The organism is Nocardia sp. NPDC005998, assembly GCF_040614395.1.
Lineage (GTDB): Bacteria > Actinomycetota > Actinomycetes > Mycobacteriales > Mycobacteriaceae > Nocardia.
The window spans coordinates 118,656-143,333 of sequence record NZ_JBEXUI010000012.1; the positions used below are offsets into that span (position 1 = coordinate 118,656).

Genomic DNA, 24,678 nt, shown 5'->3' on the forward strand with positions numbered 1-24,678 from the left:
CTCAGTTTCTCCCAACTCGTATCTCGGTGAATCGCGTGATCCTGGGATGCCTGCCGACATCCGGACAGCCCTCATCCATCCGGGAGACGCCGACGGCCCGCATACCCGCCGCGGCCGCCGCGTCGAGTTCGGCGACATTGTCGGAGAGGAAGCCGATGCGATCGGGGCGCGCCCCGATCGCCTCCGCGATCACCCGGTAGGACCGCGCGTCGTTCTTCGGTCCGGCGGATGACAGGTCGAAGTGGCCGCTGATCAGTGCGGACAGATCGCCGAACTGGGTGTTGGCGAACCAGAGTCGCTGCGCCAGTTCCGAACCCGAGGAGAAGATGTACACCCGATCGCCCCGGCGCACCCACGCCCGGAGCAGCGGCGGTACATCGTCGTAGAGCGTTGCCGTCAGCACTCCGGTGGCGAAGCCGTCCTGCCAGATCAGCCCCTGCAGGGCTTTGAGCGGCTCGGCCTTGATATCGGCATCGCTCCATCGCGCGAGTTCGGCCGCGACCACATCCAGGTCGGCATGCGGATCGTGCAGCGCCGACCGGACCGCTTCGGCAATGCGCCCGATCCGGGGGTCCGGCCTACCCAACCAGTCGGCCAGGCGCGGTCTGGCGTAGCCGAACAACGTATTCCGCACGGCCGCCACGGGACTCACCGTTCCCTCGATATCGAGCAGCACCGCGTCGCCGGTATCGACCATTGGCTCGCCGCGCTCGCTCATCCGAGTAGCTCGTCCAGGCTCGGCATCCGCGCGGAGATCGGATCGCCGGTGAAGTCGCCGATCCAGCCGTCCTCCTGCTCGAAGAATCGGATGGCGCAGAACTGCGGTGTGGCGCCCATATCGAACCAGTGCGTCGTACCGGCGGGCACCGAGATCAGATCGCCTTCAACACACACCACCGCGTACACCTTGTCGCCGAGGTGCAGGTAGAAGCAGCCCCGCCCTTCGACGAAGAAGCGAATTTCGTTCTCCGCGTGGCGATGTTCGTCGAGGAACTTGGTCCGGGCGCCGGCAGCTCGGGTCCGCCATTCCGCGTTCTCCGGGTCCGGAACCATCCGCACCACATCGACCAGCCGGTAGCCGCCCGCCGCACACACGTCGTCGATTTCCCCGCGGTAGGCGGCGAATATCTCGTCCTGCGTGGCGTCCGCCGCCAGCCCCCTGGTCGGCCACTGTTCCAGGTGGATATCGAATGGCGCGAGCAGTTCCGCGATTTCGGCTCGCTCGGTCGTGCGCACAATTACCTCGTCGCGGTTGTTGTCCGCCATTACCTGCACGATCGTCATGGCTGGCCTCCTCGGGTCCGAAGGTGTAGTCCACACAGCATTTCCAGGCACTCCATCCGATTGCGCGCGGTCTCGAGGTCGGGTCCCCACACGGTCGCGCCGTGCCGATCGATCAGCACGGCCGGTGCCGAGTGATGGTCGAGCCGCGCGCGCAGTTCGGCCGCAATCCGGCGCACATCGTCGTGATTGGGCAGCACCGGGACTTCGAACCCGCCGTTGCGGCGCAGCCCGAATCCCTTGACGATCTCGAAGTCGTCGAACTGCACGACGGGTCGCTGTGCCAAGGTGGCGACCAGGGTCGCGTGCGGCGGATGCGCGTGCACCACGGCGCCGCAGTCCGGGAAGATCTGGTACAGCGCGGCATGGATCGACACCTCGGCCGACGGGCGCTGGTCCGGACAGCCAACCGCCGCACCGGTTTCCGCGTCGACCAGCACGAGATCCCGTGCGGTCAACGCCCCTTTGCTTCGGCCGCTCGCGGTAATGAGCGCATCGCCGGTACCGGGCACACGGACCGACAGATTGCCCGCGGTCCCGTCCAGCCAGCCGCGCCGGTGCAACTGCGCGGCCATCTCCGGCAGCCCGTAACCCAGTGCGGGCCATACCGTTCGGCGTTCGGTCACCACGGCGGTGACCAGGTCGCGTGGCGTCACATCGAAGGCCGGGTTGTAGGCGGCGCTCCCCTCGGGCGCGACCGGATGACCGGCGACCGAGGTGACTTCCTCGGCCGCGCGCTCTTCGATGGTGATCGCGGCGCCATCGATGATCGACGCGTCCATCGTGGATTCCGGCGCGACCACGACGAATGGAATGCCCGCCCGGGCCGCTGCCAGGGCCAGCGGATACGTGCCGATCTTGTTGGCCACGTCGAAGTGGGCGGTGACCCGGTCCGCGCCGACCAGCACACAGTCGACCAGCCCACCGGCGATCGCGGCCGAACTCGCCGAGTCCACACAGATCCGATGCGGGATATCGGCCTCCGCCAGCTCCCACGCGGTCAGTCGCGCACCCTGCAGCAGCGGCCGCGTCTCGCCGACCAGCACGCTCTCCAGCCGGCCGCGCTGGGCCAGTTCGCGGATGGCGCCCAGCGCGGTGCCCCACGCCACGGTCGCCAATCGGCCGGTGTTGCAATGGGTCAGGACCCGCAGACGGTGTCGTCCGACCATCGTCGACACCGCATCGGCCGCGCGCGCGGCCATCGTGCGATTGACCTGTTCGTCCTCGGTGAGTAGCGCGAGCGCGGCGTCGAGCACCGCGTCCGGCCCCTGGGCCAGGTAGGCGCACACTCGCCGCACCGCCCATGCGAGATTGACGGCGGTGGGCCGCGCCGCCACGATGCGTTCGGCATCCGCGGTGACCGCTGCGGCGTCCCCGCGATGGGCGCGGACGGACAGCGCGACCGCCAGTGCCCCCGCCGCACCGATCGCGGGTGCGCCCCGCACGGTGAGCGTCTCGATCGCGGCGATGACCTCGTCCACCGTCGTCATGCGCACGATCCGGAATTCGCCGGGCAGTGCGCGCTGGTCGACGGCGTAGATCACGCCATCCACCCAGTCCAGTGAGCGTTCCAAGGCCGGTACCTCCCCTGTCTCGGTAGTCCGGGCGGTCAAGCGCCGACGGTGAAGATCTCGAACTGGTAGACGAAGGCGTAGTCGTCGTGGAACAACTGCGTGCACAGGTCGTCGTCGCGGCGCAGGCCGCCGAGCAGTTCCGGTGCCGGCGTATGCCGAGACAGGAAGTTGCGGTAGCAGATTCGACCGTCGGTGCGCGCGATCCGCACCACTTCCTTCATCAGCGTGCCGAACTGTTCGCGGTCGATGCAGCTGGTCACATCGGACAGCGAGAACTTGTCGATCGAGCGGTCCGGCAGCGATCGGAGATGATCCATCAGGTCGGCACGGACGATCTCGACCCGAGTGTCGGCGGCTCTGATGGCCGCGACATTGTCGCGAAGCAGGTAGTGCGGCAACACCTCTCGGTTCGGGTAGCGGCCGTGGAACATAAACGACACCCAGTCGTTGTCCTTGGCGAGATGGTGGGTGAAGGTGTGCTCGAGCCGCTCCAGGACGTAGTCGCCGCACGATTGCACGTCGGTGACGACGCGGTAGGAGTCGTCGTTGAGGACCGTCTTCAGGGTGCGCTCGGTGAAACCGTGGCGGATCATGGCCCGCCACCGCCAGCCATCGATCCGGGTGCGATAGATCTCGCGCTGCGTATCCAGGTCCGGCGCCGCGAACAATGCACGCATCGCGGAGCCGTACAGCACTCGCATGGCGGGCGCGACCACCCGGACATACAGCTGCTCATGTCTGCCCGCCTGCAGCACCCCATTGGCAATTGCCTTGCGATACTTGGTGAAGTAGGCGACGGCACCGGGTGAGAGCTGTGGCGTCAACTCCTCGAACAGTCGCCACCGGTCGGCCGAGGCGTCCACGCCGAGGAACTCCAGCAGCGTGTCGTAGGAGAAATGCCGGATCGCGGCCAGCTTCAGCTCGAGTAGGTAGGTCTGCCCGGCGGAACTGTCCACCGAGGTCACCGAGCGGGGATTGCCGACCACCAGACTCAGTGCGCGGCAACCACTACCGGTCACCGCCAAGACATCGTCGCCCTCGGCGATGTCGAGCGCACGCAACTCCGAGCGGGAATCCTCGTCGCAGGTGCTGTAGAGCAGCCAACGATCTTTGTTTTCAGTACTTTTCACGGTCTGCTACCCCTCCGGGGACATACATCGGGCGAGAAGATGCGCGTCATGCCTGCGCCACATCCGACTGTTCGGCCTCGGCATCGACCGGCGGCGGTGGCGGTTGCGTCGGCAGCAGCGCGCCTGCCGCGACGGCCGCCACGGCGCATACGCCGGTCACGACCAGGCAGGTGATCTGGAATCCGTGCAGAAATGCCGTCTGCGCGGCGTCCTGCAGTGTGTCGGCCAGGGCGTTCTGGCCGCGGGCGGCGAATCCGGCCGCCTGTTGCAGCGCGGCACCGACCGAATCCCGACTCGACTCGAGTACGCCGCCGGGCACGCCGGGCACACTGCCGTCGGGCAGTTTGTCGATGTAGAGCGAGTGGTGCACACTGCCCACCACGGCGATGCCCAGCGTGCCGCCGAGCAATCTGGTGGCGTCGTTCATGGCGGAGCCGATGCCGGCCTTCGCCGCGGGCACCACACCCATGATCGACTCGGTCGCGGGGATCGCCACCGACCCGATGCCGAGGCCGATCAGCACCATCTGCGCCGCGATCACGGTGTAGCTGGTCACCACATCATCGACCGAGAACCAGGCGTAGGCGATACCCATCAGGATCAGTCCCGCGGTCACCACACTTCGGGTGCCCAGTTTGACGACCAGTTTGCCGCCGAGCACCGACCCGATGATGATCGCCACCGCGACCGGGATCAGCCGCACACCCGCGCCGAGCGGTGTGTAGGACTTGAGGAATTGGAAGTATTGCGTCACCAGGAAGGTGAAGCCGTTGAGCGTGAAGAACGTGATCGTGATGGTGCCGCACGCGGCGGAGAACCGCAGATTTCGGAACAGCCGCACGTCGATCATCGGATGCTCGGTATTCAACTCACGGAACACCAGGACGACCAGCAGCACCGCGGACCCCGCGAAGCCGAGCAGACTCGCCCCGCCGAGCCACCCGCGATTCGGCGCCTCGATAATGGTGTAGACCAGCAATCCGATGGCCACCGTGGACAATACGAGGCCGGGATAGTCGAGACCGGGTGCCCGGGGGTCCTTGGAGTTCGGCACCACCAGCGCGACCAGCAAGATGCACAGCGCACCGACCGGTACCACGACGACGAACACACTGCCCCACCAGAAGTGGTCGAGCAGCAGTCCGCCGATGATCGGTCCGAGCACCACGCCGATCCCGGATACCGCGCCCCATACGCCGATTGCCGCCGCGCGCTCGCGGCGTTCGACGAACACATTGGTCAGGATCGACAGCGTGGACGGATAGATCAGCGCCGCACCCAGACCCATCACGGTGCGCGCCGCGATCAGCTGCCCGGTCGAGTCGCACAGCGCGCCCGCGCCGGTCGCCACCGTGAACACCACCAGACCGGCCAATAGTGTGCCGCGCCTGCCGAATCGGTCACCGAGACTGCCCGCCGCGAGCACCAGCGCCGCGAAGGTCAGCGCGTAGGCGTCGACGATCCATTGCAATCCGCTGGTGCTCGAGCCGAGTTCGCGCACCAGGCTCGGTAGCGCGAGGTTGACGATCATCGCGTCCATATAGATCGCGATGACGCACAGGCACAGCACGGCGAGCACGAGCGATCGTGATCGCGATGTCGTTGCGGTCATGAGATATGAACTCCTGCTTCGTCGTTCGCGCGCATCGCGGTGGCGACGAGCGCGGCCTGGAATGACAGTGCGATCACGTCGTTTGTCACCAGCACCGCACCGCGGACCAGATCACCGACGACATATATCCCGCGCACCGGTGCGCCGAACGCATCCAGCGGCTCGAAGGTGCTCACCTCGATACGGACCCCACCGTGCGGGTGGGCGGTGAGCAGACCGTCGTCCAGCAGTCCGGCGAGCACGGGCTGGGTTCGCAGCGCCGCGATATCAGTGCCCGCACCGGTCGCATTGATCACTACGTCCGCGAATTCCGTTGTGCCGTCGAGGTGTATCGCGAATCCTTGGTCGACACGTTCGACCGCGTGCAGTCCGCCGAATACGCGCAGTCGCCCCGCACCCATGGCCGCGAGCACCCGCCTGGCGGTTTCGGGTGGGATGGGTGCGCCGTGCACGAGCAGCGGCGTCAGCCACTCGGCGAAGAATTCGGTGCGGTCCTGCTCCACGAGCAGCTGCCAAGCGGGCAGCAGCATCGGCGACGCGCCGTTGACCACCTGCTGCCATCCGCGTTCGATTCCCCCGTCGAGTCCCGCCAGCTCGTGCTCGAGCATCGCCTGGGTGGTCGGACCGCAGTCACGCACCTCCGACCAGTCCGGTGGTTCGGTTGAGGCGGCCGCGATATCGGCCATCAGCGCCCGGCCGAAGTCGACCAACCGCAGCATTCCGGCATCGACCGCCCGCTGCATACACTGCTCGACGTGCGGAATGGGTGCGGTGGTCTCCGGACCGCGCAGCCGCGGCAGCCGTCCGGACCGCGAAGCCAGCAGAACCGGGCCGGTGTGCCCCCGCGCGGCCAGTGTCAACGCGGTATCGATGGCGGTGAGCCGGGTGCCGAGCACCGCGACGCGCGCATCATTCGGCAGCGCGGGCAACTCCCACGGATCGGCGAAATAACCCGGCGCGCCGACCAGATCCGGAAAGCGATCCGACTGCGGCAGCATGCCGACGCAGATCGCGATGCGATCGGCCGCGAGCACGCGGCCGCTCGCACACTCGATCCGCCACCGCCGCATATCACCGACCGCCACCCGGATCGCCTCATCGGCCACGACATCGACCACGACGCCCGCCGCGGTCGCGTCCTGCACCGCCTGATCGAACATGTCGCGCACATATCTGCCGAACAGGGCGCGAGCGGGAAATTCCGCGACCGACTGACCGGCTGCCGCTGCCTGATCGGTCAGCCAGCGCTGGAATTCGTCCGGATCGGCGAGATTCAGGCTGGACTTGGCAGCCCGAGTGTTGATCAGGTGTGTCGGCTCGGGTGTGCCGAATGGCAGCCGCGTCGCGACCGGATCGCGGTCGACGACGACATATCGGGTGCCCGCGGGCAATCCGGGCAGTAGTTGCCTGGCCAGCGCCGTGCCCGTCGGTCCGCGCCCGATCTGGACGATTACCGCGTCCTCGGCCTCGGAAGTCATGGGTTCAACCTCGAATTCTGATCTGCGGCAATGGTTGTCAGGTGACGATCAACGGCTCGCCCGCCACGAACCGATCCAGCGGTCCGGCGATGCCAGTGCGCGATGGCGGATGGAAGGCCAGCGCACGACAGGCGGTGTAGAGCAGCGCGCTGGAACCCACCATGAAGGCGACGCCGCCCAGCAATTCGGTCGCCAATGCCGAGGTCCGCTCTACGGCGCGCTGCACCGCGAATCGGACATGCAGTGCCCGCGCGACGGTGCTGGGTTCGCCTGAGCCCTCCATGATTTCGGTCGCGACGGCCTCGATGGCGGCCATCGCCGCCTCCAACTCACCCACCAGCAGCATCCGGTCGACGGCGGTGCCGCGCCCCTGTTCCGATACCCGCTCGACCAATCCGCTGGCCATACCCAGATAGCAGGCCGATACCAGCAGCTCGAAGGTCAGCCAGCCGGCGGTGAGCGCCGCGTTGAGGCTGTCGGTCTTGCCGAAGAACGACACCGAATCGTCGGTGATCTCGACATCGGTCAGCACGACTTCTTCGGTTTCCGAGCCGGGAAAGACCAGCCCGGTGCCCAGCGGACGCACCTCGATACCCGGTGACGTAGCGGGGATGACCGCCAACGCCAACTCCGCTTCGTCGGCACCGTCGGGCCGCAGCAGCACGCTGGCGGTGAGAATGTCCATGGACCGCGACAGACTGCACGGCTTCTTGCTGCCGTTGAGCTTCCACCCGCCCGGTATCCGCTCACCACGCAGCGTCGGTGCGATGACACCGGCACCCGGAATCCCCTCGGCGAAGGCCGATGCCAGATAGAGTCCACCCGCCGCGACCATCCCGAGCATGGCCTCGGTGCCGGGGCCCGGTGGGATCGCAGCGACCGTGCACGAATGCATATTCACCGCGATCGCCAGTGACGGCGACCGGCTGCCGAGCACGCGGTGGATATGCGCGGCCTCCAGCAGTGAGGCGCCGAGTCCGCCCGATGCCTTACCGACGAGCAGTCCGGGGCCGCCGAACTCGCGGAAGATCGACAGCCCCGGGCTGTCCTTGGATTCGAGAACTTCCAGCGGCACCTCGCGCAGTTTTGCATCGAGTCCGGGGACAAATCGTTCGGCCGTTTCGCGTTCCCGCGCCATGAATCGCATTGCATTCTCCGATGATCGAGCTGAGTCGTTGATCCCCCCGTGTGTGTTTGGGTCAGATGACGAAGAGTTCGTCGGCGAGCATTTCGTCGAGGCTCTTCTCGAAGGCATGCGCGATCTGATCCAGGTCTTCGGTGGTGTGCGCGGCGCTGATCAGAAAACTGTGCAGTTCCGGCAGATACACCTGGTGCTTGCGCATGTAGTAGGCCAGGGCGATGGTGGCCTTGAAGTTGCTGCCCGCCATGCGTTCTCGGTACAGGCCCGCCTCGCGGTGGCTGAAGTTGAGCGAGAAGATCGAGTTGCGGGCATTGATCCGGCAGGCGATATCGCGCTGCTCGGTGGCTTCGCGCATCATGTCGGCGAGACGCTGGGTGTTGTCCTCCAGTTCGATATAGATTTCCTGGTGCTCGCGCAGATAGCGCAGTGCGGCGAGGCCGGCCGCGCAGGTGAGCGAATTACCGCTGAGCGTGCCGCCCGCGAAGACCTTGTTCTCGTAGTCGTAGAACGGATCCTGCGAACTCTTGGCCATATCGATGATCCGCGCGTCACCGACCACCGCACCGCAGGGCAGACCGCCGCCGATCACCTTGCCCAGACAGGTGACGTCGGGATGGATATCGGCCAGTACCTGCACGCCGCCGTAGGCAACGCGGAATCCGGAGACCACCTCGTCGAAGATCAGCGGAATATCGAGTTCGGTACACAGCCTGCGCAATTCGGCCAGGAATTCGCTGTGCAACGCGACCACGGAGGTAGGCATCGGCTCGAGGATGACGCAGGCGAGTTCGTCGGCGTGCTCGCGGAGCCGGGCCAAACCGGGGATGTCGCCGTACTGCAGCACGACGGTGCTGGCCACGCTGCCCGGATCCGAACCGAGCGATCCGGCCACCGGTGCGGGACGGTCGCGGTCGCCGGCGAAGCGGAACCAGGAACTGACCATGCCTTGATCGGAGAAGCCGTGGTAGTGCCCCTCGAATTTGGCGACCACATGCCTGCGTCGATACCCGCGGCACATCCGGATGGCGAACAGGATCGCCTCCGTACCCGAATTGCACAGGACGGCCTTCTGGGCGGCGGGCAACGCGTCGACGAGTAGTTCGGCCAACTCGATTTCGGACCGGTTGCCGATGCCGTTGACCAGCCCCCGCCGCGCGCCGTCCGCAATCGCGGCATTGATCGCGGGATGCGCGTAGCCGAGCAGGTGCGGACCGTAACCGCCGGATAGGTCGATGTATTCGTTACCGTCGAAGTCGCGCACCTTGCCGCCGGTTGCCTCCTCGACGAATACCGGGAAGCCGCTCGGAAAGAAGTACCGGTCGATATGCGTCGGCGCGACCAGTGTGTCGTGGGCGCGGTCCCGCAGTGCCAGTGAGGTCGGCATCTGCTGCTGGAAGCTGGTCGCGAAGCGCCGTTCGACCTCGGCGTTCATATACGGCGAGTAGCGGTCGGTGAATTTGCGCGCGTTGGCCCAGATGTCGATCTCGGGATTGATCTGGGAGGCGAAACCCTCGCAGGAGAGGAAGACGAGTTCGACCTTGGTGAAGTTGGTGGTGTACTGCGAATCATATTTGCGCAGAACGGCGCTCACGTCGTTGAAATAGGAGACGGTCGACCACTGACTCGAGCTGATGTCGAAGTGATAGCGCAATACTTCGGCCATCTCGGTCCGATAGGACTCGCGCCCGCGCTCGAGTTTCTCGTTCGCCACCACGAAGTACCGGGTGAACCGGTCGATCGCGATATCCCACTCTTTGCGGGTGCACGCGTAGTAGAACGACGACAGACCCCACTTCTCGTCCTCACTCAACTCCACCGTGACGCCATAGTCCAGCAGGACCAGCTTGCCGTCCGGGGTGAACAGGATATTGCCCGGATGCGGATCACCGTGGCACATGCCGTGCATGTACAGCATCGTGTAGATCACGTCCTGTAGCCGCTGCGCCAGCCGCTCGCGCGGGAAATCGACTGTGGCGGACTCCTTTCCGGGGATGCCGTCCATATATTCCATCACCAGCATCCGATCGGTGACCAGCTCCGGCAGCGTCTGCGGCACCAGCACATACGGGTGCGATACGAAATTGGCGCGGATCCGCTCCTGCTGTTGCGCCTCCAGGGTCATATCGGCCTGCGGCCGCAGCAGCCGTGCCACCTCGTCGAATCGCTTGGGCAGGTTCAATTCGCGCACGCGAGGCGTGGTCCGATGCACCAGCTTCAGCATCGAACCGATCGCGCCGAGGCTGTGGTCGATCTGCTCGGGAACTCTGTTCTTGACCAGTTTGACCGCGACCCGGCGGCCGTCGAGCAACTCGGCGAGGTGCACTTGCGCCACCGACGCGCTGGCCACCGGCCGCAGATCCAGCGTGCGGAAGGTCGCCGCGAGCGGTCCGCCCAGTTCCCGCTCGATGGCCGCACGCGACTCGACCGGCGACATATGCGGCGTCCGGTCCTGCAGCACCCGCAGCGTATCCACCCACGACGGCGGCAGCAGATCCGAGCGGGTCGCGGCGATCTGGCCCATCTTGATATAGATCGGCCCCATCCGAATAAGGAATTCCAGGATCGCGTCGGCGCGGCGCTGTTCGGCGTTGCGACCGCGCTCGCGGATCGACGTGATCGAATACTCCACGGCGCCGAGTGCGGTGAAGGTCGCCGCCTTGGCCAGATGTCTGAGCATGGTCCACCTGTTCCGATCGGGCGTCAGAAGACGAAAGAGAAGGCGCCGAAGGACATTCCGGCGCTGCCGACCCAGCCGACCGCGCGATCGCCGGGATGCAACCGGTCCTGCTCGATCGCGGAGGCGATGGCGGTCGGCACCGAGGCCGACACGACATTTCCGGTCCGGTCATAGACGTGGTGCACGGCGTCGCCGAGCCCGACCTTGTCGGCCATGCCCTGCCAGTACCGCTTGCTGGAGGCATGGGTGAACAGCGCCGAAACCTCGTCGGTGCGCACCTCGAGCCGGTCGAACACCTCGAGCGCATCCGTGGCGCCCATCTCGTGCATCTCGAATCCGTAGGAGGTGAAGAAGCCGACACCGTTGGCGGCCAGCTTGTTCGAGGGCTCGCAATAGCCCTCGTAGCCATCGAGTGTCACGTTGCACAAGGCCGCCAGATCGGGACGCGAGGCGAACCGGAACTCCCACGGCTCATTGTCCTCGGCGGTGAGCACGGTCGCGGTGGCCGCCTCGCCGAGGGTGTATGCCGGGAACGTCGATTCCAGCGCCTCGAGCCGCGGCATGCGGAACAGGTGTGGGAACACCACACCGCCCCAGCGCAGGTTGCACTCCGCGTTGACGATCAGCGCGTTGCGGAATTCTCCTGTCCGGAACAGGGATTCGGTGACCTGCACCGCCCTGGTCCAGCTCATGCAGGCATCGAGGATGTCGAAACAGTGCGGGTTGTCCAGCCCGAGCGCGGCCGCCGTATGGTAGGCCCCGCCCGGTTCGATGAATCCGCGGCCGATCCCGGTATAGATCAGCAGGTCGATATCCCGCGGCCGCAACTGCGCCCGTTCCAGCGCCGAGTTCGCCGCGTCGCGCAGCAGCTCTATCGGGCGCTCCCCCTGATCGAGCCATTGCCGCGACGCCGAGCCCGCGTACCGCAGGTAGTAGTCGACCTTGCGCAGGGCGTCGTCGAGATCACCGGTGAAGCTGTCTGCGCTGTGGGTGGCGATCAGGTCGGTGATGTCGGCATTGGTAACGGTCCGGGAGGGTAGTGCGGCGGCCGCCGATCGGAGCCTCATCTCGCCGCGCTCCTGACCCCGGTGGGATCCCCATCCTGCGGCGCGCTCACAACATCATCGACGGCCGGTGTCAGATGGTCCGCGATGATCCGGGTCATCGCCGCGATGGAGGTTGCTTCCCACATCAGTTCCGGCGGGAACCGCTTGCCCGACCACATTTCCAACCGGTCGTGCAGGTTCATCTGGTCGACCGAGCCGAGCCCGTGCTCGGCCAGCGAACGAGCCGAGTCGAGCCGCGGACCGTCCGACCCCAGATTTTCGGCCATCCATTCCTGGATCTGGGTGAGCAGCCCGTGCTGTACCAGCTCACGCATCGACGGCGTTGCCGACATGCCTGTGTCGGCGGATGTTTCGATGGTCACCATGCCCTCCCAGCGGTGGACCTCGGCGAGCGCACCCGCGAGGAAGTCGGATTTGCATTGCTGGCGGCGAAGTTTGCCGCTCGTGGTGCGCGGAATCGTGCCCTGGCCGATGAATACGATGGCGACGGGCACGATGGCGTGCTTACGCGCGACCGCGTCGTGCACCGCGGTGACCAGCGCCTGCGGGCTCGGGCCCGCGTCCGCCCGGTACTCCGCGACCAGGACCAGGTTCTCCTGACCGTCACGTTCGACCGAGAAGGCGATGACCGCTCCGGCCCGCAGCGATGCCACGCCGTTCACCACGGTGGTCTCGATATCCTCGAGGTAGTAGTTCACGCCGTTGACGATCATCAGGTTCTTCACCCGGCCGCAGATATACAGCTCACCGGCGTACCAGAATCCGAGATCCCCGGTGCGCAAATAGGTTCGGGCATCGCCCTCGCCGGTGATCCGAGCACGGAAAGTACGTTCGCTGTCCTCGGGGCGATTCCAGTAGCCCGGTGACACGATCGGTCCACTGACCCAGATCTCGCCGACCGCGCCGTCGGCCGTTCGCTGCCCGGATTCCGGTGTCACGATGGCGATGTCGGTGCGCATGACGGAAATTCCGCAGCCAACCAATTCGGTCCCCGGAGCATCGCCGACGGGCACCGCCTCGCGCGCGCCGAGTGCCGTCGTATCGAAGCTCGTCGCGGCAAACTCGACACCCGAAGTCCCCGAGGTGACCTTGAGGGTGGCCTCGGCCAGGCCATATCCCGGCGTCAGCGCGGTCGGGGCCAGGCCGTGCGGCTCGAACGCGGCGCGGAAGCGGTCGAGTGTGGCCTTGCGGACGGGTTCGGCGCCATTGCTCACCAAACGCCAACTGCTCAGGTCGAGTTCGGCGCGTTGTTGCGGTGTCGTCCGGTCCACGCACAGGTCGAACGCGAAATTCGGTGAGCCACTGTGGGTTCCGTGATAGGCAGAGACCGCCGACAGCCAGCGGATCGGGTTCTTGACGAATGTGGACGGCGCCATCAGAACCGCTTTGGTCCCGGTGAATACCGGCAGCAACACGCTGCTGACCTGCCCGAAGTCATGGAAGTGCGGTAGCCAGGACACCACGACACTTTCGGTATCGACGCCCCAGCCATACACCAACTCGGCGCACTGGTGCAGCATCATTCCGTGGTGGATGATCACACCCTTCGGCACCGAAGTAGACCCGGACGTATATTGCAGATAAGCGATGTCCGTCTCCGCGATTTCCACTTCGACAGCATGTTCCGGTGGTTCCGTTATTGCGTCGGACGCAATTCTGGGTAGTCCCGCGATGTACCACTCGTCATCGAGATCTGCCATTCCTCCGACAATATCGCCGGTGCTCAATACAATGCTCGCCTCGGCATCGCGGGCAATCGTATCGACCTGTTCCAGCACATTGGGCTGCGGCGGGAACAGCGGTACCGCGATAACGCCCGCGTACAGGCACCCATAGAATGACACCACATAATCGAGGCCCGGCGGATGGAGCAGCAAGGCCCGATCACCAACCGCGACCTCCCTGGTCAACTGGCATGCGATCGCCTGTGCACGCTGCTGGAGTTCCCCGTACGTCAGCGCCTCGACTTCCTGTCCCGCGCTGTCGAGGAATACGAAAGCGGTTTCCGCGCGATGCGTTTCCACTCGCGCATTCAACAGGTCGACCCAATTACGACAGTCCGCGTCAGGAATCGACGGTGAATTCTTCATGAACACCCCTGAGTCATGCATATGCCCCGCGCGATGGACAGCGGAAGTCTCTCCACGGAATTGTCCGCTTCACCATTGAAGCCTGCGCCATCCAGAGATACGAGCACTGATCGCGAAGCTATCGCCGACATTAGCGGAGCCTAAATCGGGCGTCAACCGTGACAATCTGAATTCAGCAATATGACATCCATGTTAAATGACGCGTGCCGGGGCGCCCGCAGAGACGGCGTTGCCGGCTCGGCCGACCGCGCCGCCCACCCGGCAGACGGCTCTGACCAGGCACTCTGATTGCAAACCGGTCGGTTGGTCGCCATGCGTTAACACATTGTGCCCCAATAGGTTTCGAGACTGTTTACCCAAAGTGGCCGCTCGCCAGGGCATTTCGCCGCTAATGTCGGAGCGCATGACGAACACCAGTGAAGTGGATGACCTCGTTCTCACTCCCGCGGTGGAACTCGCACAACGTATCCGCGGCCGGTCGCTATCACCGGTCGAAATCGTCGATGCGTACCTGAAACGCATCGACGCCCATAACACCGCGATCAACGCCTACGTGTGCGTCCTTGCCGATCAAGCCAGAACGGCGGCGCTAGCGGCGGAAAAGGACGTGATCACCGGGCGATTACGGGGACCTCTGCACGGCGTCCCGATCGCCGTCAAGGATCTGTTCGATTTCAAGGCAGGCGTGCCGAATACCTTCGGCGTCAAGGAATTCCAGGCATATGTGCCCGCGGAAACCGCGCCGCACGTGACCAGACTCGAGCAGCTGGGCGCGATCGTCCTCGGTAAGACGAACACCCCCGAGTTCGGGCATAAGGCCACCACCGACAACCGACTGTTCGGCCCAACCAGCACACCATTCGCGCCCGGACACAATGCGGGTGGATCCTCCGGCGGCAGCGCCGCGGCCGTCGCCGCGGGGATGTGCGCACTGTCGCAGGGCTCCGACGGCGGCGGCTCCGTGCGTATTCCGGCCGCGATGTGCGGCGTCGTCGGCCTCAAACCTTCTTACGGACTGCTCGCCGGTATCGTGCGACCGGACGCGTTCTTCACCCTCGATCCGTTTATGGGCAATGGGCCATTGGCCAGGTCGGTCGAGGACTGTGCGCTCATGTTGGACGCGATGGCGGGCTTCGACGCGCGGGATCCGGGCAGTGTCCCACTCCCCGAACAGCGCTACCGCGACGCCGTCCTCGCCCCCGTCGCCGGCTTGCGCGTCGCGTATCTGCCTACACTGGGCGGCTTCCCGGTGGCCGAGGAGGTGCGTGCGGTCCTCGACGAGTCGGTACGCGCGCTCGAAACGGCGGGCGTGACCGTCGAGATGCCGGAGGTGACACTGCCCGCGCCGCATCAGGAGATCACCGATCTGTGGATGCGGCTGACCGGCTCGGCGATGGTGTGTCTGATGGAGATGTTCGGCGATCTCGGTCTCGATCTGCGCGCGGTGGCCTGGGCGGACCTGCCACCGCACCTGCGCGCCGTCGCCGACCGCGGCTTCGCACTGAGCACTGTCGAGAACCGCCGAGACCAGTTCCTGCGCACGGCGGTTTTCGACATGATCAACGGCGTACTGGAGGACTACGACGCGATCGTCACCCCCACAACCGCGGTAGCGGGCGTCGCCAATACCGAAGACGGCTGGACCGTCGGCCCGGACACCGTCAATGGCGAGTCGGTGGATCCATTGCTCGGCTGGTGCCTCACCCACCCGTTCAACTACAGCGGGCACCCGGCGATCTCGGTACCCGCAGGCACGAGTCCAGTTGGACTGCCGGTGGGAATGCAGATCGTCGGCCGCCGCTTCCGCGACGACACCGTACTCGGCCTCGCCGCAGCCTACGAACGAATCCGACCCTGGCAGCACAACTATCGAAAACTGTTCGTCTGATCGGGTGAAATCGCTGGGCGCACAGCGACTGCCGAATTGACGTTCCGCGCCAAAGTCAGGTGCTCTGCGCGCCGCAGGCACGCAGACCATTCACAACCCTCATCGCCAGAACGAGACTCAGATGCGCAGCACGCTGGTTCCTAGCTTGACCGCCACGACCGGAAGGTCGTGAACGGAGAACAACCGACCCGTATCGACGAGCCGGTTGTTCCGCATGCGCGACGCTTACGCCGTGCAGGAGCGAGGGCCGGGCCTCCGCTCACTAATCGCGATGTCAGCCGATCTGCGTTGCGACGGGGGCACTGATGTCACCGGCGGCATGCAAGGTGTTGTATGCCTGCGCCAGGGCGGCAATCCCGACCGGGACGCCAACCACCAGACCACCGATGATGGGGCCCACCGCTGCCCCGATCCCCAGGCCAGGGATACAGCCACCGATCGCGCCGACGACCGCGCCGACGACGCATCCACCCACGAGCCCCACCACGCCACCGGCCATGGTGCCCACTGTCACGGCCAGCATGAATTCGTTGCCCGCCTGACTCAGCGCATTGTCGATATCGGCCTGCGGATTGGCACCGTCGACTGCCGCAACCGGGGTCGAACCCCGGAGAGACGGTGAAAGCGGCTGCACCGCAGTAGTATTCGTCTGATCCGCAATCATCTGATCCTGCGTCACCGGCAGCGTCGACGGCATGGCACTGCTCCAGGTGTCGGCGCTGAGGATGGCCGGTTCCGTTTCTGCGGCCGTCAGCGTGGTTGGTGCGGGGGCGGCCGTAGCCACCTCTGCGGTGAGGGTCATCAAGGTCGCGGTCATCGCGGAAGCGACGATGATGCGGGAACGGTGGTTCACTGGATCTCCTACAGACAACATGGTTTTCTGTGCTACCAGCCGAAATATGCTGTGTAGCAAGGCGATCGGAGGGCGAGACGATTGCAGGACGCTTGCCCCCGATCACGTTCGAGGCCGCGCGGATTACGCGGATTCCGGGGCGGGTTCCAAGACGACGAAGATCTTGGAGGAGGGCTCGAGCGTCTCCCATTGCCCGGTGAATCCGCGCGGGAACAGGAAGGCCTCACCGGCGCGGAACACTCGCCGCTCGCCCGTATCGTCGATCACAGCGACACTGCCGGTGAGCATTACGCAGATCTCGTCGACCGGGTAGTCGACCACCCGCAGCACACCCGGTCGCCCCTCCCAGGCACTGCCGATCATGCGGCCGGTGGCGTCGGAGCAGCCGCGCCATTCGACTTCCGCCCAGTCTGCGGAGGCGGTCCAGCCTTCGGGCCACTCGGGCACCACTCGGGTGCCGATGCCCAAACCGATGGCGCGCACGTCCTTGACACCGATGGTCATGAGTTTCCCTTTTGCGCTTCCAGGACCGCGCCGAGCCGGCGCAGTGCGTTGTGTGTGATCTGTTCGGTGCAGAAATCGCGCTCGATGAGGCCGTTGACCCATTCGCAGGATCCGGCGTTGACAACCGTGCCCGCGCCGCGGGTGAACACGCCGACCATGCCCGCACCGTAGTGGCGATCACGCTGGTATTCGGGGACGTCGTCGCCGTAGAGGAACGGGAGCAGCATGTCCGCCTCGAACGCCGGTGCGCCGAGCGGGACCTCACCGTTCCATCGATCTTCCGCGCCGATGACGGCCGGAGCCAGCGCCAGGATCTCCAGGGTGTCCGGAGCCCCGTCTTCGAAGGTCGGGTAGGGCAGCCCCTTCCGGAAGGTGTAATCGACACCGTCGAGTTCGAAAGCCGCGGTGCAGACCGGAGCGCCACCGATCACGTCGCCGTAGTACAGATCGGTGCCCTCGAAAAGCCAATGCTCGGGCCGATATACGGTGAATCCGCCGCTGGAACGCGGTACCGCGTTGCCATACCGGCTGTACACACCACCGAACCCGGTCAAACCCATGGTCTGCGCGCCCGGGCGACCGACGATCGGAGCGTCCCACGCGGTAGTGACCCGGCTCGGATCGGTGGCATGGAGCGGGTCGAAGGCGGGAATCTTGTAGCAGGTTTGGGTAGCGCCGGTGTCGTCGAGCCGGACCTGCCAGAGGAAGTTGCCGGCGAAGCGGGCGACATTTCCCCCGTTGTCGACGAAATCGTCCACGGCGTCCCGCATTTCGGCTGTCCAGTACTCGTCGTGCCCGACGATCACCAGGCATCGGTAGTCACTGAGCGATTCCGGACGGAAGTGCAGGTCGTCCTGGGTCAGGTAGTCGAAGTCGTAGCCATGGCTCTCGGCCCACACCACGAATGGCCGCTCGTAGGTTGCCCAGAACGCGTCGGCGTGATGGCGGGAGTAGCCGTTGGCGAACGCCCACTCGTATGCCTCGTGATGTGGCTGCCAGAACGGTGGCGGGGTGTAATCATGTCGGCTGCGCGGTGCGCCAACGGGTTTGCGCAGCATCCCGCGGGCGATAGGGCGTTGCGTGGACACCACCGGCGCGGGGATGTCGACCTCCGGATCGTCACCAACCCCGCGGTAGTGATTCGCGCCGCCCCAGTCGTTGTATGCGGTCATCGTGGCGGTGGTGAGCATCAGCGCGTATCGGGTACGTCCGGCGACGGCGGACCGCAGGACGAAGAAGTGTTCGCGCTCATAGACCCGGCCTTCGACCTCGATCCGCGCGATCACCAGGTACATACCCGAGCGCCACTCCTCGGCGATGGGGATGCGCACCGCGACGGGCCAGCCGCAGCCGACGGCGTAGCTGTCGGCCGGGGTCGGGTGGGACTCGCCGGGCAGGTCGTCGAGCCGGTACACGATCTCCGGATGCGCTCCGTCGCGCGCCACTTCCAGGCTGTAGCGTTCGGCGGTGGTGTGCACGTGCACCGCGACCGAGTCTCCCGCGGTGTAGGAGAATTGGTCTGTGTAGCACCAGATTTCGGGTGTCGAAGGATCGCCGCCGGGGATCTCGCACTGCCATCCCGGCACGGACCAGGCGTGTCGCGGAAGCCGCTGCTGTTCGGTCATCGAACCACCTCTGCTGTGGGTAGGGTTTCGGTATTGCCGGATAGGCGCCGGTATCGATCAGGTGCCGCGGTGCGCAGCCACAATGCTCGTCCGGCTCCGATTGCGAATCCCACCGGCAAGGGCGACAGCATGATCGCGTTACCCACCGGTCCGAGGCCGGTCAGCATCGGCATGTTCTTCATGAGCAGCGCCATCACGACAACGAGCAGAATCGTCGCAAGTCCCGGTGCGATCAGCCTCTGCCACAGCGTTTCCCCGCCCGGGGCGTGCCGCAGGTAGCGGATCACGGCGATGCAGACGGCGATCTCCAGCGCCATCACACCAACCAGCGTCGGGGTATTGGTCCACAGCACGATCTGGGTGTAGGGGTCAAGGGATGTCAGGCCGAAGCCGATCAGCGTGCAGACCACCACCAGGGTGTGCACGAGCCCGGCCGACTGCGGGGTCTTGGTTCGTGCTCCGGTGCGGCTGAACCACGCCGGCAGCACCCCGTCACGGCCGAGCGCGAACAGATACCGGGCCCCGGCATTCTGCAGCGCGAGCGCGCCGGCGAAGAAGCTGGTGATGATGAGCACCTGCATGACCGAAGTCATTGTCGCGCCGACATATTCGGTATTGAGGTCGAACACCAGCTGAGACGGGTCTCCGGCCAGGAGTTCGGCCAGGCGGCTCGGCCCCGCGGCCATGAGAATCGCCCAGGAGATGAAGGTGTAGACCACCGCCAGCACGACGATCGCGATGTAGGTGGCGCGCGGGACGGTGCGCTGGGCGTCTCGCGCCTCTTCGCTGTAGATGGCGGTCTGCTCGAATCCGATGTACACAACGAAGGTGATCGCGAACAGCGCGCCGATCGATCCGGTCATCAGGTCTGCGGGATTGAAGCTGTCCGCCGAAAGCCCTTCGTGTCCACCACGGATCAATACGGCGATGGCGAGCACGAACAGGACGCCCACCTCGGTCAGCAGTAAGACCGCCAGCACCTTCGCGCCGATATCGACCTTGAGGTACGACAGCAACGCAACAACCGATCCGAGAACGACCGCAGTCATCTGCCACGGCACGGAGGCTCCAAGCAGCAGGGCGATTCCCTCGGATGCGAAAACGCCTGTGGCGGCGAGGAATCCGATCTGGCCGAGAGCGTAGGAGAGATAGGCGACCATGGCCGACCCGGCGCCGATGGTTGGTCCGATGCCTCGGCTGATGTAGGCATAGAAGGCGCCGCTGTTGCGGACGTGCTTGCTCATGGCTGTGAAGCCGACGGCGAACACGACGTACACGATCCCCGCGATCAGATATCCGGCAGGCGCCACCTGACCGGCGATCAGGAACCCTAGCGCCGCGAAACCCGCCATGACGGTCAGCGGTGCGGCGGCAGACAGTACGAAGAACACCAGATCGGTGGTGCCGACGACGTCGGATCTGAGCTCGGTGGATGCGGACTGCGTCCCGGCGGTCACACCGGTTTCGGAGTGTTTCAACGGATCCCTTCCGAGCGCGCCGACGAATTCCGGACGAGGCCCGCCTGATTGCAGGCCAGCACCGAGAGCAGTTCGTAGGCCGCGTGCGCTGCGGCGATCCCAGTGACCTCGGCGTGGTCATAGGCCGGTGCGACCTCGACGATGTCCGCGCCCACCACGTCGAGCCCGACCAGTCCGCGCAGGGTCGCGAGCAGTTCTCGGCTGGACAGGCCGCCGGCTTCCGGCGTGCCGGTGCCGGGGGCGAAGGCGGGGTCGAGCACGTCGATATCGAGCGATATGTACACCGGACCGGTGCCGAGGCGTTTGCGTATTCGCTCCACAACCTGCACAACGCCGTCGTATTGATAGTCGTCGGCGTGCACCACCTGGAAACCCAGGCACTCGTCGGACCGCAGATCATCGGAGCTGTAGAGCGGGCCACGGACTCCGACGTGCAGGCAGCGACGTGAGTCGAGCAGACCTTCCTCCGCGGCACGTCGGAAGGGAGTGCCATGGGTGAAGCGCGCGCCGAAATAGGTATCCCAGGTATCGAGGTGCGCGTCGAAATGCACGACGGCCACCGGGCCGTGCTGAGCGGCGACCGCGCGCAGTAGTGGCAGAGCGATGGTGTGATCACCACCGATGGTCAGCAGGCGTGTTCCTTTCGACAGCCAGCTTCGGGCCTCGCTCTCGATGGTGGCGACGGCTTCGTCGATGTCGAACGGGTTGACCGCGATGTCTCCGGCATCGGCGACCTGGTGGACCGCGAACGGATGCACGTCCAACGTCGGGTTGTACGGTCGCAGGAGCTTGCTGGCCGCACGGACGTGTCCGGGGCCGAAGCGCGCTCCCGGTCGGTAGCTGACCCCGGCGTCGAAGGGAACTCCGACGATCGCGACATCGGTCCGAGCGACCTCGTCGACACGCGGCAGTCTGGCGAAAGTGGCCGGGCCGCAGTACCGGGGAACTCGGCTCGCATCGATGGGGCCGAGGGATTGCTGCGATGACATGGAAAGATGCTAGGTGGGCCCCGGAGCCACCAACCATCGACGCAATGTAGAAACATCAACGAACCTGATGGACACTGTGTCTATGCCTTTCACTGTCGCAGACCTGCTCGAACAGGCACAATTGCGGCTCGAGCTGATCGCCGGGCAAGAAGCAGTCCACCGCACGATCGACGCCGCACATGTAACTGAGCTATTGCGGCCGGGTAGCTGGCTGCAGGGCGGCGAGCTGCTCATGACTGCCGGGTTGCAGTTGTCCACGGACGAAACACAATGGCGCGACTTTGTGCGTGATGTGGTCGACGGCGGGGCGAGCGCGCTGGCGCTGGGGCTGGGGCATGGCTTGCCGTATCAGCAAGCGCCGACCGCCCTCGTTGCAGCCGCTGAGGCCGAGGGGATTCCACTGCTGCTGGTGCCGGACGAGACTCCGTTCATTGCCATCACCAAGGCAGTTTTCGCGGCTCATGCCGCCGAAGAACGACAGGTGCTCGAACGCACGCTCGCCGTGCAGCGAAGGTTGACGGTCGCGGCCGCATCTGGGGGTGGTCTGGATGGACTGATCGGAGTGTGGTTCCAGCTGACGAGCCTGCCCGCGATAATCACCGACCCGCTCGGCCGGGCGATCGCCACCGTCGGCGACGAGACCGACCGGTTGATGGAAGCCGCACGCGGGCTCATCGATGAAATAGCACCGCACGGTCTGCGTGGCAGCTCGGTAACCGATATCGCCGGACGGGCGCTCAGCGTGCAACCGGTCGGCGCCGGTCGGGTGCGCGGTTACGCCCTGCTGGTCGAAGCGGACGCCCGCGAAATCCGGCTCATGAAATCGGCCTTGACCTCATTGGTCACGCTCGAACTCGAGCAACGGTATCTGGCCGGCGACGCCGAACGGCGCGCCCGGGCAATGGCTCTCGATCAGGTCCTCGCCCCGAGCGCGGGCGCGAGCGCGATCCGAGATATGTTCGACCAGCTGGGCATTCGCACCAGTTCGGTCGTGGGATTGGCCATCGAACCCCCTGCGGGACGCACCGAAGAACTCGCCGCCGATCTGGCCTACGCGTTACCCGGCGGTCTGGTGCGCACCCTGGGTAGCGGCGTCGAAGCGATTGTCATCGACGGTACGGATCTGCCGTTGCTGCTCCGCCGCTTCGCTGCCGAACAACCCGCCGGTATCGGCGACACTGTCGCGCCCGAACTGGCGGCTTTGTCTGTGCAGCAGGCGCGTTCGCTCCTGCCCGTGAGCGCTCGGCTCGGGCGGCCGGCCACCTCGCGTGAAGGCAGCACCAGCAGTCTGCTGCTGTCGATCGCTTCCCCCGACGTGCTCACCGCGTTCGCCGAGAACACGCTCGCGCCGATCGATATCGCCGATCAGACCGGTGAACTGGTCAGCACCCTCCGGGCTTGGCTCGATACGAACGGCACCTGGGACGCCACGGCCGAGCGGCTCGGCGTTCACCGCCACACCGTCCGCAACCGAATCTCCAAGATCGAGAAGCTGTTGCGACGGTCATTGGAACCGGCCGCCACCCGGCACGAGCTGTGGCTCGCCCTCCAGGCTCGAGATACCCTCGCCGCGCCGGTCAGCGGTGCGCGCTCATGACGTGCTTGATGCGGGTGTACTCCTCCATGCTGTACATCGACAGGTCCTTGCCGTAGCCGGAGTGCTTGAATCCGCCGTGCGGCATCTCCGCGGTCAGCACCATGTGGCAGTTCACCCATACCGCACCGAAATTCAGCGCGCGCGCCATGCGTTCGACGGTGCCGTGGTCACGTGTCCAGACGCTGGACGCCAGCGCATAGCGCACATCATTGGCATAGGTGATGGCCTGGGCCTCGTCGACGAACGGCTGGACCGTCAGCACGGGACCGAAGACCTCCTCCTGGACGATCGGATCGCTCTGACACACCCCCGTGATAACGGTTGGCTCGACGAAGAACCCGCTGTCTCCCAACCGTTCACCTCCGGTCACGACCGTCGCATGAGAAGGCAGCGCGGCCATGGTCTCCAGCACGGAATCGAAGTGGCGACGGTTGTTGAGCGGGCCGCAGAAGCTGTCCGGATCCTCGGGTTGCCCCGGCCGTAGGCTCCGGGCGTTCTTCGCCAGCGCTTGCACCAGATCCTCGTGGATGGATTCGTGCACCAGCACGCGTGTGACAGCGGTGCAGTCCTGACCTGCGTTGAAAAACGCCGCCTGGGTGATATCAGCGGCCGTGGACTCGATATCGACATCGGCGAACACCACGGCCGGAGCCTTGCCGCCGAGTTCCAGATGAGCGCGTTTGAGCCCGCGCGCGGCCGACGCCGCGACCGCCATCCCGGCTCGCACCGATCCGGTGATCGACGCCAAGCCCGGCTCCGGGTGCGCCACCAGCGCAGCGCCGCTCGTCGCGTCGCCGAGGATCACGTTGAAAACCCCGTCCGGCAACAGTCCCCGGGTCAGCCGCGCCAGCACCAGAGTGCTGTCCGGGGTCGTATCACTCGGCTTGAGGACAACCGTGTTCCCGGCGGCGAGTGCCGGACCGATCTTCCACATCGCCATGAGAAACGGGTAATTCCACGGCGTGATCTGAGCGACCACGCCGATCGGTTCGCGGCGGGTATACGAGGTGAACCCCTCGACGTATTCGCCTGCGGACCGGCCCTCCAACAGACGGGCCGCGCCGGCAAAGAACCTCAGCTGGTCGGCTCCCGCCGCAACCTCCTCCGCGGCGATCACCGCCTTCGGCTGCCCGGTGTTGCGGCATTGCGCCGCAACCAGCTCGGAGCTGTGCGCCTCGATGGCATCGGCCAGCTTCAGTAGAGCCGTCTGACGCTCCCGGGGCGTCGTTGCGCCCCAGCTCCGGAATGCCCGTGCGGCTGCGGCCACCGCCGAATCGACCTCTGCCGCGGTCGAAACCGGTACATAACCAGTGACGGTCTCGTCGACCGGATTCACCAGCTCGAGCACGTCCTCCGATTCCGAAGCCACAAACTTGCCGTCAATGAAATTCTCGAGCACACGACTCGCCATATCTCAACTGTCCATCCATGTGGGGAGCGATCAGCTCGAGTGTGCGGAGCGATAGCCGTGCAGCGCTACGACGCCGTGTACAACTGCCATCCGGTCTATTCGACGCTACGTCGGGCGATCGAGATCCCGCGAGGAGCGAATGCCCGCAGGCGCGTGACAGGCCCTCGATCCGGGTGGGATGGGGGTCGCTATTGCGTTCGAGGCCTGTAGGGGCGTGGTTTTCCTGTCATTCGCTGGCCGAGTCGGGGTTCCCGGGGCACCAGCAAAAGGCCTCGATGGACGC

General features: G+C 65.6%; 18 protein-coding genes. 2 read left to right on the forward strand and 16 right to left on the reverse strand.

Annotated features, from left to right (window positions below; all coding sequences use genetic code 11):
- Position 1: 1 nt before the first annotated feature.
- From mtnC to ABZ293_RS18865, 10 genes are all read right to left on the reverse strand, one after another.
- Positions 2-718: an acireductone synthase gene (gene mtnC / locus ABZ293_RS18820; RefSeq protein WP_355182163.1), complete on the reverse strand. Its 717-nt coding sequence runs from the start codon at positions 716-718 to the stop codon at positions 2-4.
- Positions 715-1,284, reverse strand: coding sequence for a cupin (locus ABZ293_RS18825; protein ID WP_355182165.1), 570 nt, complete (start codon positions 1,282-1,284; stop codon positions 715-717). Before ABZ293_RS18825 ends, mtnC begins: the two co-directional genes overlap by 4 nt.
- Positions 1,281-2,894 (reverse strand): S-methyl-5-thioribose-1-phosphate isomerase, encoded by a 1,614-nt coding sequence (mtnA, locus tag ABZ293_RS18830; RefSeq protein WP_355182167.1) that lies wholly within the window; start codon positions 2,892-2,894, stop codon positions 1,281-1,283. Before mtnA ends, ABZ293_RS18825 begins: the two co-directional genes overlap by 4 nt.
- Entirely contained in the window at positions 2,891-3,985 is a 1,095-nt protein-coding gene (locus ABZ293_RS18835; RefSeq protein ID WP_355182169.1) for a DUF3419 family protein, read from the reverse strand. Before ABZ293_RS18835 ends, mtnA begins: the two co-directional genes overlap by 4 nt.
- Before the next feature lie 46 nt (positions 3,986-4,031).
- Positions 4,032-5,597 carry a DHA2 family efflux MFS transporter permease subunit gene (locus ABZ293_RS18840; RefSeq protein ID WP_355182171.1) on the reverse strand — a complete coding sequence of 522 codons (1,566 nt, stop codon included), beginning with the start codon at positions 5,595-5,597 and terminating at the stop codon, positions 4,032-4,034.
- Positions 5,594-7,075, reverse strand: a complete 1,482-nt coding sequence (locus tag ABZ293_RS18845; RefSeq protein ID WP_355182173.1) for an FAD/NAD(P)-binding protein — start codon at positions 7,073-7,075, stop codon at positions 5,594-5,596. The genes ABZ293_RS18840 and ABZ293_RS18845 overlap by 4 nt, the downstream gene beginning before the upstream one ends.
- Before the next feature lie 37 nt (positions 7,076-7,112).
- Complete coding sequence (locus ABZ293_RS18850; RefSeq protein ID WP_355182175.1) at positions 7,113-8,213, reverse strand: acyl-CoA dehydrogenase family protein; 1,101 nt, start codon at positions 8,211-8,213, stop codon at positions 7,113-7,115.
- Between the two features lie 61 nt (positions 8,214-8,274).
- Positions 8,275-10,893 carry an aminotransferase class III-fold pyridoxal phosphate-dependent enzyme gene (locus ABZ293_RS18855; RefSeq protein WP_355182177.1) on the reverse strand — a complete coding sequence of 873 codons (2,619 nt, stop codon included), beginning with the start codon at positions 10,891-10,893 and terminating at the stop codon, positions 8,275-8,277.
- A gap of 23 nt (positions 10,894-10,916) precedes the next feature.
- Complete coding sequence (locus ABZ293_RS18860; protein WP_355182179.1) at positions 10,917-11,960, reverse strand: 3-oxoacyl-[acyl-carrier-protein] synthase III C-terminal domain-containing protein; 1,044 nt, start codon at positions 11,958-11,960, stop codon at positions 10,917-10,919.
- On the reverse strand, positions 11,957-13,984 hold the full coding sequence (locus ABZ293_RS18865) for an AMP-binding protein (RefSeq protein ID WP_355182181.1): 2,028 nt from the start codon (positions 13,982-13,984) through the stop codon (positions 11,957-11,959). Before ABZ293_RS18865 ends, ABZ293_RS18860 begins: the two co-directional genes overlap by 4 nt.
- Positions 13,985-14,453: 469 nt before the next feature.
- Here ABZ293_RS18865 and ABZ293_RS18870 point away from each other — a divergent pair, with 469 nt between their 5' ends.
- Positions 14,454-15,938 (forward strand): amidase, encoded by a 1,485-nt coding sequence (locus tag ABZ293_RS18870; protein ID WP_355182183.1) that lies wholly within the window; start codon positions 14,454-14,456, stop codon positions 15,936-15,938.
- A 274-nt stretch (positions 15,939-16,212) separates the two neighbouring features.
- Here the strand turns inward: ABZ293_RS18870 and ABZ293_RS18875 are convergent, their stop codons facing one another.
- From ABZ293_RS18875 to speB, 5 genes are all read right to left on the reverse strand, one after another.
- Positions 16,213-16,791, reverse strand: a complete 579-nt coding sequence (locus tag ABZ293_RS18875; protein ID WP_355182185.1) for a hypothetical protein — start codon at positions 16,789-16,791, stop codon at positions 16,213-16,215.
- 123 nt (positions 16,792-16,914) lie between these two features.
- A complete protein-coding gene (locus ABZ293_RS18880) occupies positions 16,915-17,295 on the reverse strand; it encodes a cupin domain-containing protein (RefSeq protein ID WP_355182187.1) in 381 nt (126 codons plus the stop codon).
- Positions 17,292-18,920, reverse strand: a complete 1,629-nt coding sequence (locus tag ABZ293_RS18885) for a N,N-dimethylformamidase beta subunit family domain-containing protein (RefSeq protein ID WP_355182189.1) — start codon at positions 18,918-18,920, stop codon at positions 17,292-17,294. The genes ABZ293_RS18880 and ABZ293_RS18885 overlap by 4 nt, the downstream gene beginning before the upstream one ends.
- A complete protein-coding gene (locus tag ABZ293_RS18890; RefSeq protein WP_355182191.1) occupies positions 18,917-20,398 on the reverse strand; it encodes an APC family permease in 1,482 nt (493 codons plus the stop codon). Before ABZ293_RS18890 ends, ABZ293_RS18885 begins: the two co-directional genes overlap by 4 nt.
- The gene (gene speB / locus ABZ293_RS18895; protein ID WP_355182193.1) at positions 20,395-21,387 is read right to left on the reverse strand and encodes an agmatinase; all 993 of its coding nucleotides are present in this window, start codon (positions 21,385-21,387) and stop codon (positions 20,395-20,397) included. Before speB ends, ABZ293_RS18890 begins: the two co-directional genes overlap by 4 nt.
- Before the next feature lie 82 nt (positions 21,388-21,469).
- Between speB and ABZ293_RS18900 the strand changes: the two genes are divergently transcribed.
- Complete coding sequence (locus ABZ293_RS18900; protein WP_355182195.1) at positions 21,470-22,984, forward strand: PucR family transcriptional regulator; 1,515 nt, start codon at positions 21,470-21,472, stop codon at positions 22,982-22,984.
- Here ABZ293_RS18900 and ABZ293_RS18905 read toward each other — a convergent pair.
- A complete protein-coding gene (locus ABZ293_RS18905; RefSeq protein WP_355182197.1) occupies positions 22,965-24,395 on the reverse strand; it encodes an aminobutyraldehyde dehydrogenase in 1,431 nt (476 codons plus the stop codon). The genes ABZ293_RS18900 and ABZ293_RS18905 overlap by 20 nt on opposite strands.
- Positions 24,396-24,678: the final 283 nt, after the last annotated feature.